This window comes from Streptomyces sp. NBC_00727, assembly GCF_045161745.1.
In the GTDB taxonomy this organism is placed as follows: Bacteria; Actinomycetota; Actinomycetes; order Streptomycetales; family Streptomycetaceae; genus Streptomyces.
This window is the reverse complement of record NZ_CP108981.1, coordinates 1,620,108-1,633,747: the sequence shown is the minus strand read 5'-3', so window position 1 is coordinate 1,633,747 and position 13,640 is coordinate 1,620,108. Positions and strand designations below refer to the sequence as shown.

General features: G+C 73.5%; 14 protein-coding genes and 1 riboswitch. Of the genes, 6 read left to right on the top strand and 8 right to left on the bottom strand.

From position 1 onward, the window contains the following. Position 1: 1 nt before the first annotated feature. Positions 2–481: a bacterioferritin gene (gene bfr, locus OG242_RS07235; protein ID WP_164638514.1), complete on the bottom strand. Its 480-nt coding sequence runs from the start codon at positions 479–481 to the stop codon at positions 2–4. 154 nt (positions 482–635) lie between these two features. Here bfr and OG242_RS07230 point away from each other — a divergent pair, with 154 nt between their 5' ends. Then, entirely contained in the window at positions 636–1,268 is a 633-nt protein-coding gene (locus tag OG242_RS07230) for a sulfite oxidase-like oxidoreductase (RefSeq protein WP_405897352.1), read from the top strand. A 37-nt stretch (positions 1,269–1,305) separates the two neighbouring features. Here the strand turns inward: OG242_RS07230 and OG242_RS07225 are convergent, their stop codons facing one another. The 5 genes from OG242_RS07225 to thiO form a co-directional block, all read right to left on the bottom strand. Beyond that, entirely contained in the window at positions 1,306–2,163 is an 858-nt protein-coding gene (locus tag OG242_RS07225; protein WP_405897351.1) for a deoxyribonuclease IV, read from the bottom strand. Positions 2,164–2,171: 8 nt separating this feature from the next. After that, complete coding sequence (gene pknB, locus OG242_RS07220; RefSeq protein WP_405901533.1) at positions 2,172–4,118, bottom strand: Stk1 family PASTA domain-containing Ser/Thr kinase; 1,947 nt, start codon at positions 4,116–4,118, stop codon at positions 2,172–2,174. A 182-nt stretch (positions 4,119–4,300) separates the two neighbouring features. Next, on the bottom strand, positions 4,301–5,095 hold the full coding sequence (locus OG242_RS07215) for a thiazole synthase (protein WP_405897350.1): 795 nt from the start codon (positions 5,093–5,095) through the stop codon (positions 4,301–4,303). Between the two features lie 2 nt (positions 5,096–5,097). Continuing rightward, entirely contained in the window at positions 5,098–5,316 is a 219-nt protein-coding gene (gene thiS / locus OG242_RS07210) for a sulfur carrier protein ThiS (protein ID WP_405897349.1), read from the bottom strand. Beyond that, complete coding sequence (gene thiO / locus OG242_RS07205; RefSeq protein ID WP_405897348.1) at positions 5,313–6,488, bottom strand: glycine oxidase ThiO; 1,176 nt, start codon at positions 6,486–6,488, stop codon at positions 5,313–5,315. The genes thiS and thiO overlap by 4 nt, the downstream gene beginning before the upstream one ends. Next, a riboswitch (TPP riboswitch) is annotated at positions 6,486–6,597 on the bottom strand. Its footprint overlaps the gene before it by 3 nt. 82 nt (positions 6,598–6,679) lie before the next feature. On the opposite strand from thiO, the gene OG242_RS07200 reads away from it, so the two are divergent. From OG242_RS07200 to OG242_RS07180, 5 genes are all read left to right on the top strand, one after another. Beyond that, positions 6,680–7,915, top strand: coding sequence for an NAD(P)/FAD-dependent oxidoreductase (locus OG242_RS07200; RefSeq protein WP_405897347.1), 1,236 nt, complete (start codon positions 6,680–6,682; stop codon positions 7,913–7,915). A gap of 65 nt (positions 7,916–7,980) precedes the next feature. Then, positions 7,981–8,346 (top strand): Rv2175c family DNA-binding protein, encoded by a 366-nt coding sequence (locus OG242_RS07195; protein ID WP_405897346.1) that lies wholly within the window; start codon positions 7,981–7,983, stop codon positions 8,344–8,346. Positions 8,347–8,447: 101 nt separating this feature from the next. After that, on the top strand, positions 8,448–9,101 hold the full coding sequence (thiE, locus tag OG242_RS07190; RefSeq protein WP_405897345.1) for a thiamine phosphate synthase: 654 nt from the start codon (positions 8,448–8,450) through the stop codon (positions 9,099–9,101). A 150-nt stretch (positions 9,102–9,251) separates the two neighbouring features. Next, positions 9,252–10,169, top strand: a complete 918-nt coding sequence (gene metF, locus OG242_RS07185; protein ID WP_405897344.1) for a methylenetetrahydrofolate reductase [NAD(P)H] — start codon at positions 9,252–9,254, stop codon at positions 10,167–10,169. 50 nt (positions 10,170–10,219) lie between these two features. Next, a complete protein-coding gene (locus OG242_RS07180) occupies positions 10,220–11,089 on the top strand; it encodes a hypothetical protein (protein ID WP_405897343.1) in 870 nt (289 codons plus the stop codon). 33 nt (positions 11,090–11,122) lie between these two features. Here the strand turns inward: OG242_RS07180 and OG242_RS07175 are convergent, their stop codons facing one another. Both OG242_RS07175 and OG242_RS07170 read right to left on the bottom strand, forming a co-directional pair. Continuing rightward, on the bottom strand, positions 11,123–12,628 hold the full coding sequence (locus tag OG242_RS07175) for a phytoene desaturase family protein (protein ID WP_405897342.1): 1,506 nt from the start codon (positions 12,626–12,628) through the stop codon (positions 11,123–11,125). Between the two features lie 38 nt (positions 12,629–12,666). Further along, entirely contained in the window at positions 12,667–13,296 is a 630-nt protein-coding gene (locus tag OG242_RS07170) for a DUF4126 domain-containing protein (RefSeq protein WP_405897341.1), read from the bottom strand. Between the last annotated feature and the right edge of the window lie 344 nt (positions 13,297–13,640).

Here is a 13,640-nt window from a genome sequence, read left to right as displayed (position 1 = left end):
GTCAGCTCTCCGGCTGCTCGATGAGCTGGGCGATGTACAGCGGCTCCCCGAGCTTCTCGACCAGGTCCAGCTGGGTGTCGAGATAGTCGATGTGGTGCTCCTCGTCCGCGAGGATCGACTCGAAGATGTTCGCCGACGTGATGTCGCCCTTGCTCCGCATCAGCTCGATACCGCGCTTGAGGCGGTCGATCGCCTCCACCTCGATCTGCCGGTCCGCCTGGAACATCTCGGTGACCGTCTGGCCCACGCGTACGTGGAAGAGCCGCTGGTAGTTCGGCAGGCCGTCGAGGAAGAGAATGCGGTCGGTCAGGATCTCCGCGTGCTTCATCTCGTCGAAGGACTCGGCGCGCGTGTATTTCGCGAGCTTCGTCCAGCCGAAGTTGTCCTGCATCTTGGCGTGCAGGAAGTACTGGTTGATGGCAGTCAATTCGGCGGTCAGCTGTTCATTCAGGAACTCGATGACCTCGGGGTCGCCCTGCATCGCAGAGGCTCCTTCCAACCGGTGAACTGGGCACGTTGGCGGAATCCTCGCATCGCTCCCGGTGACCGTCCAGTAAGTGCATGCTTAGTACGAGTTGCCCGAATCGACTTCGCCCTGGTCATCATCACCCCTGCCTGTCTGTCACCATGGAGTCATGGGTCAGCCGGAAAGCCGGGAACACCGCGCGTCAGAGCAGTCCGAGCTTCCGCCGGGCCAGCGGCTGCAGCGCGGGTGGCCGGTCACCCACTACGGGCCGGTGCCCAAGTTCAAACCGGAGCGCTGGGAATTCCGGGTCTTCGGCGCGACCGCCGACGGTGAGAAGCACTGCTGGAACCACGAGGAATTCTCGGCGCTGCCGTTCTCCTCGGTCGTCGCCGATCTGCACTGCGTGACCAAATTCAGCATGCTCGGCGCCGAGTGGGGCGGTGTGCTCGCCCGCGACGTCGTCGCCCTCGCCCCGCCCGCCCCCCAGGTCACCCATGTGATGGTCTGGGCCGAGTACGGCTTCAGCTCGAACGTCCGGCTCGACGACTTCCTCTCCGACCGAACGCTTTTCGCCACCCACAAGGGCGGCGAACTGCTCACCGCCGAGCACGGCTTCCCGCTCCGCCTCGTCGTCCCCCACCTGTACGCGTGGAAGGGCCCCAAGTGGGTCCGGGGCATCGAGTACATGACCGCCGACCGCCGCGGCTTCTGGGAGGAGCGCGGCTACCACAACATCGGCGACCCCTGGCAGGAACAGCGCTACTCCTACCAGGAGGAACCCGGGGACGGCCCCGAACTCTGACCGGGACCGGGACCGGGACCGGGACCGGGCGGCAGGATCAGCCGCCGTCGCGCAGTGCCTGGAGCCGCGCCACGTCCGCCGCGTGACCCTCCTTGCCGCCCGGTGTCTCGATCACCAGCGGCACGCCCTCGGTGGCGGGATGGCCGAACAGCTCGCGGAACGGTTCCTCGCCGATGTGGCCCGAGCCGATGTTCTCGTGCCGGTCCTTGTGGGCGCCGGAGACGTCCTTGGAGTCATTGGCGTGGATGAGCTTCAGCCGTCCCTCGCCGACCGTCCCCACCAGCAGGTCCAGCGTCTCCTTCATCCCGCCCGGTCCGGCGAGATCGTGACCCGCCGCGAAGATGTGGCAGGTGTCCAGGCACACCCCGAGCTTCGGATGGGCGTCCAGCGCCTCGAAGTACGGGCCGAAGTCCCAGGTCCGCGAGCAGAGCGAGGAGCCCTGGCCGGCCGTCGACTCCAGCAGCAGGAACGGGTCGTCGTCGTGCGTCAGCTCGTCCAGCAGCGGCCGCATGTGCGTCCGCACCTGGGCCAGCGCCTCCTCGCGGGGCCGCCCGCCGGTGGCCGAACCGGTGTGCACCACGACGCCCAGCGCCCCGATCTCCCGGGCCCGCCGTAGCGAGTGGCGCAGCGACTCCACGGACCGCTCCACCGTCGCCGGGGTGTGGGAGCCGAAATTGATCAGGTACGGGGCGTGGACGTACGCCGGTATCGACTCGGCGGCGCACTGGGCGCGGAACAGCTCGTCCTGCGCCGGGTTGCCGGCCGGGGTGGCCCAGCCGCGCGGGTTGGCGACGAAGACCTGGACGGCCTCGGCGCCCATCTCGCGGGCATAGGGGAGGCCGGCCTTGGCGAGGCCGCCGGCCACCGGTACATGGCCGCCGACTGGGTTGCGCATACGGATCTCTACAGTCCCTTGGTCTTGATGGTGATGGTGCTGCCCTCGGGGGCCTGGTCGCCGCCGTCCACGGACTGGCTGGAGACCTTGTCGCTGAGGTAGGGGAAGCCGTGCTCGACGTCGACCTCGAAGCCCGCCCCCTCCAGCTCGGCCTGGGCGTCGTCGGCGTTCATGCCGACCACGTCCGGTACGTCGACCATCCGGGGCCCGTCGGACACCGTCAGCCTGACGGTGTCGCCCTCGGCCGCCTCGGTGCCATCGGCCGGCGACTGGCGCGCGATGTCGCCCTCGTCCTCCGGCGAGTGCACCCGGCCGGGCGCCACCTCGGCCTTCAGCCCCTCGTCGGCCAGCGCCGCGGTGGCGTCGTCGACGGAGAGCCCGGTGACGTCCGGGACGTCGACGGGGCTGCCCTTGGAGACCACGATCGCGACCGCCGAGTCCGGGTGGCGCTCGGTGCCCGCCCCGGGCTCCGTACGCAGCACCTCACCGGCCCCCACGTCCTCGCTGAACTCCTTGGTGACCATGCCGGGGAGCAGGCCCGCCTTCTTCAGTTCCCGTTTGGCGTCGGCGAGCCGGACGCCCTCGACGTCGGGCACCTCGATGATCTCGGGACCGCGCGAGACGACGAGCGAGACCGAGCCGTTGTCCCTGATCCGCGCACCCGACTCCGGGTCACTGCTGATCACCTTGCCCCGGTCGACGGTGTCGCTGTAGGCGCGCTTCACGCCCTTCAGCTCCAGACCGGCGTCCGAGAGCCGCTTCTTCGCCGCCGGCTCGGTCTGGCCCAGCAGCGAGGGGACCTTGGTGAACTGCCCGGAGTTGATGTACCAGACGCCGCCGCCGACGCCCAGGACCAGCAGCACCGCCAGGACCGCCGCGATCAGCCCGCGCCGCGGATTGCCGAGCGGGCCGGTCCGCCGGGGCGCCGGCGGGTTCTCCGGCGGGGGCATCTCCAGCCGGTTGGTGTGGTGGGCGGTGCCCAGGTGCGTGGGCAGCACCCGGGGGATCACCGTCGTCCGGGAGTCGGCCCCGTCCGCCTCGCCGTCCGGGCCGTCGCCCGCGTCCCGCGCCACGGCCAGGGCGCGCGGCGGTACGGCGTCGAGCTGTGCGTCCGTCAGGGCGGCGCGTGCCCGGCGGGCCTCGGCGAGCAGCGCCACCGCGTCGAACGGGCGGACTTCGAGCGAGCGGGCGGTGGCGCTCGCCACCAGCTCGTCGAGCTCGGGCGCGAGGCCCGGGACGACCGCCGACGGGGGCGGCACGTCCTCGTGCAGATGCTGGTAGATGACCTGGGCGGGGGACTCCCCGTCGCGGGGCTTGTCGCCGGTCAGCATCTCGTACAGCACGACCCCGCAGGCGTACACGTCGGCACGGGTGTCCGCCGTGCCGTGCTCGATCTGCTCCGGGGCGAGGTACGAGACGGTGCCGAGGATCGTCCCGGTGGTGTTCGTCACCGCGTCCACGGCCCTGACCAGCCCGAAGTCGGCGACCTTGACCCGGCCGTCGTCCCCGATCAGCACGTTCTCCGGCTTCATGTCGCGGTGCACGAAGCCCGCCCGGTGCGCCGCGCCGAGGGCGGCGAGGACCGACTCCAGGATGTCCAGCGCGGCCCGCGGCCGGAGCGCGCCGCGCTCGCTGAGCACATCGCGCAGCGTGCACCCGGCGACGTACTCCATCGCCAGGTAGACGTACTGCCCCTGGGCGCCCTGGTCGAAGACCCCGACCACGTTGGGATGGGCGAGGTGCGCCACCGACTTGGCCTCGCGGATGAAACGCTCGACGAACGAGGCGTCGGTCGCGAGCGCCGGGTGCATCACCTTGAGGGCGAGCACCCGGTCGAGCCGGGTGTCCATGGCCCGGTAGACCGTGGCCATGCCGCCCACGGCGATGCGGGCATCGACGCGGTAGCGGCCGTCGAGCAGCTGCCCGACGAGGGGGTCCTGGAGGGTCGTATCCACCATGCGAGTCTACGAGCCGCCACGGACAGGCCCGCCGCCGCGGAGCGAACCCGGCGCAGTACTGAAGCCGAGCCGTGACAGGGGCGTGCCGCCAGGGGCCGGAATCCCGGCTTCCAGCGGCCTTCCGGCACCGGAACTGTGGATTCCGGCACGTTGGTCCGGACCGGGGCGGCTCATCGCGTTCAGAAGGCCGGCCGCTCCGGGTCCAGCACCGCCCGCCCGGCCGTCGGCGAGGACGCCTCGGCGAAGTGGCGGCGCGGGATGCGCCCGGCCCGGTGGGCGAGCCGCCCGCCCTCCACCGCGTGCCGCATCGCGGCGGCCATCAGCTCCGGCTCCTGGGCACGGGTCACCGCCGAGGCGAGCATCACGGCCGAGCACCCCAGCTCCATGGCGAGCGCCGCGTCCGAGGCCGTCCCGGCGCCCGCGTCCAGGATCACCGGCACCCGGGCCTGTTCGGTGATCAGCTGGAAGTTGTGCGGGTTGCGGATGCCCAGGCCCGAGCCGATGGGGGAGCCGAGCGGCATGACCGCCGCGCACCCCACGTCCTCCAGCTTCCGCGCCAGGACCGGGTCGTCGTTGGTGTACGGCAGCACGGTGAAACCGTCGTCCACCAGCGTCTCCGCCGCGTCGAGCAGCTCGACCGGGTCGGGCAGCAGGGTGCGCTCGTCGGCCACCACCTCCAGCTTGACCCAGTCCGTGCCCAGCGCCTCGCGGGCGAGCCGGGCGGTGAGCACGGCCTCCCCGGCGGTGTAGCAGCCGGCGGTGTTCGGCAGCACCCGGATGGACAGCTTCCGCAGCACGGAGAGCACCGAGCCCTGCACGGTCGGGTCGAGGCGGCGCATGGCGACGGTGGTCAGCTCGGTGCCGGACGCGGTCAGGGACCGCTCCAGCACGTCCAGGCTGGGCGCACCGCCGGTGCCCATGATCAGCCGGGAGGTGAACTCGGCGCCGCCGAGGGTGAAGAGGTCGTCGGACACGGTCAGCCTCCCTGGACCGCGGTCAGGACCTCGACCCGGTCGCCTTCGGTGAGCGCGGCGGCGGTCCACCGGCCGCGCGGCACGACGGTCTCGTTGAGCGCGGCGGCCACCCCGGTCCGCGCGTCGGTCAGCGTCGCGACGAGGGCGTCCAGGGTGGTGCCCGCGGCGACGGCGACCGGTGCGCCGTTCACGGACACGGTGAGCGCGGTGGGCTCGGTCATGCGGGCTGCTCCAGGGGTGCGGGGGCGGGTGAGAACCGGCCGGGGGAGAAGGGGCGGGCCGCCTCGGGCAGCTCGCCGTCGGCCAGCAGCGACGCCATGGCGTCCCCGGTGACGGGGGTGAGCAGCACGCCGTTGCGGTGGTGGCCGGTGGCGAGGTGGAGGCCGGGCAGCGCGGTGCGGCCGAGCAGCGGGGCGTTGTCGGGGGACGCGGGGCGCAGCCCGGCGCGGGTCTCGGTCAGCGGCAGCTCGGTGATGCCGGGCACCAGCTCGTGGGCGTCGCGCAGCAGCTCGTAGACCCCGCCCGCCGTGACGGTGGTGTCCCAGCCCATCTCCTCGGTGGTGGCGCCGACGACCAGCTCGCCGTTCTCGCGCGGTACGAGATAGATGTGGCTGCCCCGGACCACCGCCCGCACGGTGCGCGAGAGGAAGGGGGCGTACGCCGGGGGCACGGTGAGGCGCAGCACCTGGCCCTTGACTGGGCGGACCGGCGGCAGGACGTGGGCGGGGACCCCGGCGAGCCGGCCGCTGAGGCTGCCCGCGGCGAGCACGACCTGGTCGGCGGCCACCTGCGTACCGTCGTCGAGCACGGCTCCCACGGCCCGGTCGGCCACCACCGAGAGGCGGTCGGCGTGGCGGCGGTGGAAGACCACACCGGCCCGTTCGCAGGCGGTGAGCAGGGCCGCGGCCAGCCGGCGCGGGTCGACCTGGTGGTCGCCGTCCACCCGCAGCCCGCCGCGCACGCCCGGGGCGAGCATCGGTTCCAGGCGGCGGCACTCGCGCCCGGTCAGCCACTCCGACTCCAGGCCCGAGCGGCGTTGCAGCTCGTGGAGTTCGCGCAGATGGGCGCGGTCGTCGGCGTCCAGCGCGACGGCCAGGGTGCCGCAGGCGCGGAAGCCGATGTCCCGGCCGCTCGCCTCCTCCAGCTCGGCCGTGAACGCCGGATAGCGCCTGGCGGAGGCGAGGTTGAGCCCGAGCAGCGTCTCCTCGCCGTAGTGCAGCTCCGTGACGGCGGCCAGCATTCCGGCCGCGACCCGGGCCGCTCCGCCGCCGGGTTCGGGGTCGGCGAGCGCGGTGGACAGACCGCGCTGCGCGGCCCGCCAGGCGGTCACCAGGCCGATGATGCCGCCCCCGATGACGAGGACGTCGGTCCCGTCGGTGCGATGGGTACGCATGGGCGTCCAGCCCCTCCCTTCGCCGGCATGACCCGGATCAGGTTCGTACGGTCGGAGGCCGCCAGCCTCCCTCTCAGCCCGGTGCGTCCGGGCTCCCGCGTGTCTTACGGTGGCCAGCCTAAACCCCGCCGGGACGACGGCGGCCGGGCCCTCCCTTCCCTGACTCCTCGTCAGGTACGTAAGGTGGACAGGTGAGCGAGCAGCAGCAGGCAGAGCGGACGGGGCGCCGGGTCGTCGTCGCGGGCGCGGGCATGGCGGGCGTCCAGACCGCGGTCGCCCTGCGGGAACAGGGCTTCACCGGCCCCGTCACCCTCATCGGCGCCGAACCCCACCAGCCCTACGACCGGCCTCCGCTGTCCAAGGCGGTGCTGCTCGGGAAGGCCGAGGAGTCCGCGTTCGACATCGGCTTCGAGGCCCTCGGCATCACCCTGCGCCTGGGCTGCGAGGTCACCGGTGTGCGCGCCGGCGACCACGAGCTGGACACCTCGGCGGGCCCGGTCCCCTACGACGTCCTGGTCCTCGCCACCGGCGCCGAACCCGTCGCCCTGCCCGGCTCCGACGGCGTGCCCGGCGTCCACCTGCTGCGCACCCTCGACGACGCGGCCCGGCTGCGGCCCGTCCTGGAGGCGGGGCACCCCGTCGTGGTCGTCGGCGCCGGCTGGATCGGCGCCGAGTTCGCCACCGCCGCCCGCGCCGCCGGCTGCGAGGTCACCGTCGTGGAGGCCGCGGACCGCCCGCTCGCCGGCGCCCTGCCCGCCGAGGTGACCGCCCCGATGGCCGCCTGGTACGAGGAGAGCGGCGCCCGGCTCCTCACCGGCGCCCGGGTGGCCCGCGTCGAACCTGGCGCGGTGGTCCTCGACGACGGGCGCGCCCTCCGGGCCGACGCGGTCGTCGTCGGCATCGGCGCCCGCCCCGCCACCGGCTGGCTCGCGGGCTCCGGCATCGCGCTCGGGCCCGAGGGCTCGGTGACGGCCGACGCGGCGCTGCGCACCTCGCTCCCCGATGTGTACGCCGTCGGCGACTGCGCCTCCTTCCCCTCCGCCCGCTACGGCACCCGCCTGGTCGTCCACCACTGGGACAACGCCCTCCAGGGCCCGAGGACCGCCGCCGCCCACATCGCGGCCGAGGGCACGGCGGACGTCCCGCCCTACGACCCGGTGCCCTACTTCTGGTCCGAGCAGTTCGGCCGGTTCGTGCAGTACGCCGGACACCACGCGGACGCGGACACCCTGCTGTGGCGCGGCGACCCGGCCGAACCCGCCTGGTCCGTGTGCTGGCTGCGCGACGGCGTCCTGGTCGCGGTGCTCGCGGTCGGCCGCCCGCGCGACCTGGCCCAGGGGCGCCGGCTCGTCGAGGCGGGGGCCCGGCTCGACGCGGACCGGGCCGGGGACCCCTCCGTACCGCTCAAGTCGGCGGTTCTGCCGTAACCGCCCGGGACCTGAAGAGCCGAGTCCGGGTTTCGGCTGTCAGTCCGGGATGGCAGGCTTGTCCCGTGACCGAGATTGACGCAAAGACCGATGCACTCGTCCCCGCCTGGCTCTACCTGCCCGACATCGCGGAAATGCTCGATGTCGAGGTGACGCGTGTGCGGCAGCTGGTCAAGGAGGGCCAGCTCATCGCCGTACGCCGTGGGGAGAACCGGGCGCTTCAGGTGCCCGCCGCCTTCATCGACGGCGACAAGGTGGTCAAGGGCCTCTCCGGGACCCTGACACTCCTGAAGGACGACGGCTACTCCGACGAGGAGATGCTCGAATGGCTCTTCACTCCCGACCCGACCCTGCCGGGCACGCCCGCGCAGGCACTGAGTGAGAATCGCGGCACGGAGGTGAAGCGCCGCGCCCAGGCGCTCGCCGTCTGAACCGTCCGGGGAAGCGGGCCGCGCCGCGCGAGCGGGCGGCCCGCTTCCCCGCGCCGCACCACTGATCCGCCGTCACCGTCTTCCCCGGGGGGAACCGCACCATGTCCACGTCTCGCGCGCTGCTGTCCGACGCCCGGCTCTACCTGTGCACGGACGCCCGCAGGCGCCAGGGCGACCTGCCCGAGTTCCTGGACGCGGTCCTCGCCGGCGGCGTCGACATCGTCCAGCTGCGCGACAAGGGCATGGAGGCCGCCGAGGAGCTGGAGCACCTCGGGGTCCTCGCCGACGCCTGCGAGCGCCATGGCAAGCTCCTCGCCGTCAACGACCGGGCGGACGTGGCCCACGCCATCGGCGCCGACGTGCTGCACCTGGGCCAGGGCGACCTGCCGGTGCCCGCGGCCCGCGCGATCATCGGCACCGAGCCGGTCGTCGGCCGCTCCACGCACGCCGAGGCCGAGGTCGACGCCGCCGTCGCCGAACCCGGCGTGGACTACTTCTGCACCGGCCCCTGCTGGCCCACCCCCACCAAGCCCGGCCGCCACGCGCCCGGCCTGGACCTCGTGCGGTACGCCGCCTCGCTCGCCCCCGAACGCCCCTGGTTCGCCATCGGGGGCATCGACACGGACAACCTCGACCAGGTGCTGGACGCCGGGGCCCGCCGGATCGTGGTCGTACGGGCCCTCACCGAGGCGACCGACCCGGGCGCCGCCGCCGCTGAGCTGGCCCGCAGGGTCCGCGAGCGCGCCGGAGCCTGACCGGGGCAGCCGCACTCGGGCCGACGGCCCGGGACGCCTCGGGAGCAGGCCTGGGACGAATCTGTCCGAAGGATGGACAAGAATCAGTCAATTCCGGCAAATGACTCCGGTTCGGTTGGGGGCCCGCCCCGCCCTGGTTAACCTGCCCGTATGGCCCTTGGCACACCTTCCACCAGGACAGATCACGCGCGCACCGTGCGTGAGATGCTCGCGACCGGCGCGCCCTCGTACTCGTTCGAGTTCTGGGCGCCCAAGACCGAGAAGGGTGAGCGCAACCTGTGGAACGCGCTGCGCCGGGTCGAGGCCGTCGCGCCGAGCTTCGTCTCGGTGACGTACGGGGCCGGTGGCTCCACCCGCTCCGGCACGGTGAAGGCCACCCAGGACATCGCCGCCGAGTCCACGCTCACCCCGGTCGCGCACCTCACGGCCGTCGACCACTCGATCGCCGAACTGCGCAACATGGTCGGCCAGTTCGCGGACGCCGGCATCCGGAACATCCTCGCCCTGCGCGGCGACCCGCCGGGCGACCCGATGGGCCCCTGGGTCGATCACCCGCAGGGCGTGAGGTACGCGGCGGACCTGGTCCGGCTGATCAAGGAGGCCGGTGACTTCTGCGTGGGCGTCGCCGCGTTCCCCGAGCGGCACCCGCGCTCCGGGGACTGGGACACCGACATCCGGCACTTCGTGGACAAGTGCCGCGCGGGCGCCGACTACGCGATCACCCAGATGTTCTTCGACCCCGAGGCGTATCTCCGGATGCGTGACCGGGTGGTCGCGGCGGGTTGCGGAACCCCGATCATCCCCGAGGTCATGCCGGTCACCAACGTCCGGCAACTGGAGCGATTCTCCCAGCTCAGCGACGCGAAGCTGCCCGACGAGCTGAAAGAGCGCATCCTCGCCGCCAAGGACGACCCCGCCGCTGTACGCTCCATTGGCATCGACTTCGCAACGCGGTTCAGCGCGAAGCTGCTCTCCGAGGGTGTGCCCGGACTGCACTTCATCACGCTGAACAACTCGACTGCGACGCTCGAGATCTACGAGAATCTCGGACTGCACAAGCAGTCGTGACCGGCCGTACCCGCCGCGACCCGGGGCGGTGGCCGTAGAAGGGGGCGGGCATGGGCTGGACGGTCCTCTACATCGCGTTCGGTGTCGTCGCGCTGTGGCTGCTCGGCGAGGTGCTGCTGCAGTACAAGGCGCGACTGCGCTGGCGGCTGCTCGCCTTCACCGGCTTCCTGTGCGTGGTCATCGGCGTCCTGATGCCGTCGGTCCCCGTCATCGCCCTCGGCGCGATCGCCTTCGCCACCGGTCAGACCTACGTCACGCTCTCCTTCCGCAAGGGCTTCTCCACCGGCTGGGCGATAGGGGGCAAGCCCGGCGCGAGCCGCCGCCGGCGCGCCGGCGGGGGAGACCGCAAGCCCACCCTGGAGGTCTCGGACCTGGAGGTGGAGCACGAGGGCGACGCCCCGGCCGCCCCCGCGGCGCCGCCGGCCGCCCCGGCCGGGGTCTACGAGACCGAGCCGGTGCCCGACGACACCGGCCAGTACGGCATCTACACCGACCCCGCGCCGCAGCGCCCCGCCCACGAGCCCCAGGCCGCGCCCGGCTACGACGCCTACGACCCGTACACCGACTACGCGGCCCAGCAGCCCCAGGGCCAGGACGGCTACGCCGGGGCCGGGCAGTACGACTACGGCACGGACCCGCAGAGCTACGCCGCCTACTCCGATCCGTACATCGGCACCACCGCGAGCACCCCGCAGTACGGCTCGTACGACGCGTACGGCAACTACGACGGCTACGGCAACCAGCAGCAGTACAGCGACCCGTACGCGCAGGGCGACGCCTACGGCTCCGAGACGCCGCCCGGCGGGGTCTGGGTGCCGCAGCAGCGGGAGGGCGAGCAGCACCCGCAGCAGCCCGCCGCCCAGCCGGGCCCGCACCCCAACGGCTACGACACCGGCTACAACGACCAGTACCGCTACTGACGTTCCGTCACCGCAGCTGACGGGCCCGGCCGCTCACTGCGAGCCGCGGAAGCCCTCGCCCTCCACCACGGTCCCCGCGACCAGCGCACCGGACATGCCCGCGTGCGCGAGTCCGCCGCCCGGATGCGACCAGCCGCCGGCCAGCAACAGGCCCGGCAGCCGGGTCCGGTTGGCAGCGTGCAGGAACGCGCCGCCGGCCCCCGCGAGCGCCGGCGGCGGGACGGCCCCGCCCTCGGCGCCCGTGTCCGCGGCGGTCTCGGCGGGCGTCCGCACCCGCGTCCGCAGCAGCCGCTCGCGCAGCCCCGGCACCGCCACGGCCGCCGCGTCGATCAGCGTGTCCGCGTACCGGGCCCGCAGCGCCTCGTCCGTCCAGTCCACCGGGCCGTGCGGGGCCACCGTCGCCATCAGCGTCACCGCCTCGTGCTCCGCGTCGGGCCGGGTCGACGGGTCGTCGGGGCGCAGCACGGTCACCGTGGGGTGCGCGGCGGTCCGCCCCCCGAACACCGCCTCGCGCTCCGCCGCCCCGTCCGCCGGGTGCACCACGGTCCGGTGCACGGCGTCCGCGGGCCGGCCGCCGCGCAGCGACAGCATCACCACGAACCGGCCGCTCGCCCCGTCCGCGCGGGCCGTCACATCCCCGTCGGCCCACAGCTCCTGACCCGGCACCAGGCCGGGCCACGGCCGCGCCCCCAGCACCACGTGCGCCGCCTCCGCCACCGTCCCGTCCGCCAGCTCCACGCCCGCCGCGCGGCCGTCCTTCCCGACGACCCGGGCCACCTCGGCACCGAAGACGAACTCCACCTTCCGGGCCATGCACCGCTCGTACACCGCCCGGGCCAGTGCCCGCATGCCGCCCATGACGTACCAGCTGCCGAACGTCTCCTCCATGTACGGCAGCAGCGCCGCGCTCGCCGGGGCGCCCAGCGGGTCGAGGCCGTACGCCAGCGCGTATCCGTCGAGGAGGGCCGCCAGCCGGGGGTCCGCCAGCTCCCAGGCGCCGATCTCCGCCACGGTCCCCGCCCGCCGCACCGGGCGCAGCAGCCGCCGGCGCTCCTCGGCCGGATACGGGTCGCGGCCCAGCACCTGCCAGTCGGGACGCAGCGGCTCCTCCAGGAGCGGGCGCCGCGAGCGGTCCCACGCGTCCCTGGCCCGGTCGAGGAAGGCACCCCACTTCGTGCCCGCCCCGCCGCCGAGCGCGGTGTCCAGGGCGGCGACGGTCCCGGCGCGCGAGGCGTTCGGCAGGGACACGGAGGTGCCGTCCGCGAAGACATGACGGCTCGCCGGGTCCACCTGCGTCGGCGTGACGCACCGCTCCAGCGGCTCCTTGCCGGTCTTCACGAACAGGTCCCGGTAGACCGCGGGGAGGTGGAGCAGCCCGGGGCCCGTGTCGAACGCGAAGCCCTCCTCGGCGTGCTGCCCGAGCGAACCGCCGTACGTGTCCGACCGCTCGTACACCGTCACCCGGTGGCCTGCCACGGCCAGCCGGGCCGCCGCCGCCATCGCGCCCATCCCGGCGCCGATCACCGCAATTCGTGCCATGGATGCGACTCTAACCGCGGCCGCCGACACCCCGGCCGTCAGGTCGGAGGAGCACCGGGCGACGGGAAGGCGGGCTGCCGCGCCCGGCGTTTCTCCTCGCGGCGCAGGGCCCTGCGGCGCCAGAACCGGCGGATGCGGGAGGCCAGGAAGATCACGACGACCAGGCCGGCGACGAGGAGCGCCCCGGCGAGGCCGGCCGCCATCCACGGATGGAAGATCGCGAAGGTGATGATCCCCGCGACGCCCAGGTCCTCGGCGGCGCTCAGCGCGATGTTGCTGAACGGCTCGGGGGAGGTGTTGACCGCCATCCGCGTCCCGGCCTTCACCAGATGGCTCACCAGCGCGGTGGACCCCCCGATGGCGCCGGCCGCGATCTCCGGCAGCGAACCGCTCTCGCCGGCCAGCAGCGCCGCCACGACCGCGCCCGACAGCGGCCGGACGACCGTGTGGACCGCGTCCCAGACGGTGTCCACGTACGGGACCTTGTCCGCGACCACCTCGCAGAGGAAGAGGACCGCGACGACCACGAGCACGTCGGTGCGCTGGAGCGAGGCGGGCACCTCGTCGCTGACACCGGTCGCGCCGAATATGCCGAGCAGGAGGACCACCGCGTACGCGTTGATCCCGCTCGCCCAGCCGCTTGTGAACACCAGAGGGAGTACCGACACGCAGGCGATGGTAGCCAGCGGCACCGACAGCGCGGCAGTGCGCACATGCCCGGGCCCTGAGTACCCGTACTCAGGGCCCGGGATGAGTAGCCGCACGGATGGGCCGCGACCTGCCCGGACGGCAGAGTTGGTCTCCACGGAAGGGGCGCCGCCCCGCACCGCCGGCACGGGGCGGCGGTGCGGGACGGCACCTCCCTTCCGAATGGGGGTGCGCGGCGGAGGACTTCGGGACCACGGGGGACACGGGGTCACGGGGGAGGGTCCTCCGGCAGCACGGAAGGCGCCGGTCGGGCGGGCTCGGGATTCCGGGGCCACGCGCGGCCGGCGCCTTCGTGCGTACGGGC

Bases quoted from the DNA above. Each gene is read 5' to 3' on its own strand.
- bfr (WP_164638514.1), bottom strand. From the start codon at position 481: ATGCAGGGCGACCCCGAGGTCATCGAGTTCCTGAATGAACAGCTGACC.
- OG242_RS07230 (WP_405897352.1), top strand. From the start codon at position 636: ATGGGTCAGCCGGAAAGCCGGGAACACCGCGCGTCAGAGCAGTCCGAG.
- OG242_RS07225 (WP_405897351.1), bottom strand. From the start codon at position 2,163: ATGCGCAACCCAGTCGGCGGCCATGTACCGGTGGCCGGCGGCCTCGCC.
- thiS (WP_405897349.1), bottom strand. From the start codon at position 5,316: ATGACCGAGCCCACCGCGCTCACCGTGTCCGTGAACGGCGCACCGGTC.
- thiO (WP_405897348.1), bottom strand. From the start codon at position 6,488: ATGCGTACCCATCGCACCGACGGGACCGACGTCCTCGTCATCGGGGGC.
- thiE (WP_405897345.1), top strand. From the start codon at position 8,448: ATGTCCACGTCTCGCGCGCTGCTGTCCGACGCCCGGCTCTACCTGTGC.
- metF (WP_405897344.1), top strand. From the start codon at position 9,252: ATGGCCCTTGGCACACCTTCCACCAGGACAGATCACGCGCGCACCGTG.
- OG242_RS07180 (WP_405897343.1), top strand. From the start codon at position 10,220: ATGGGCTGGACGGTCCTCTACATCGCGTTCGGTGTCGTCGCGCTGTGG.
- OG242_RS07175 (WP_405897342.1), bottom strand. From the start codon at position 12,628: ATGGCACGAATTGCGGTGATCGGCGCCGGGATGGGCGCGATGGCGGCG.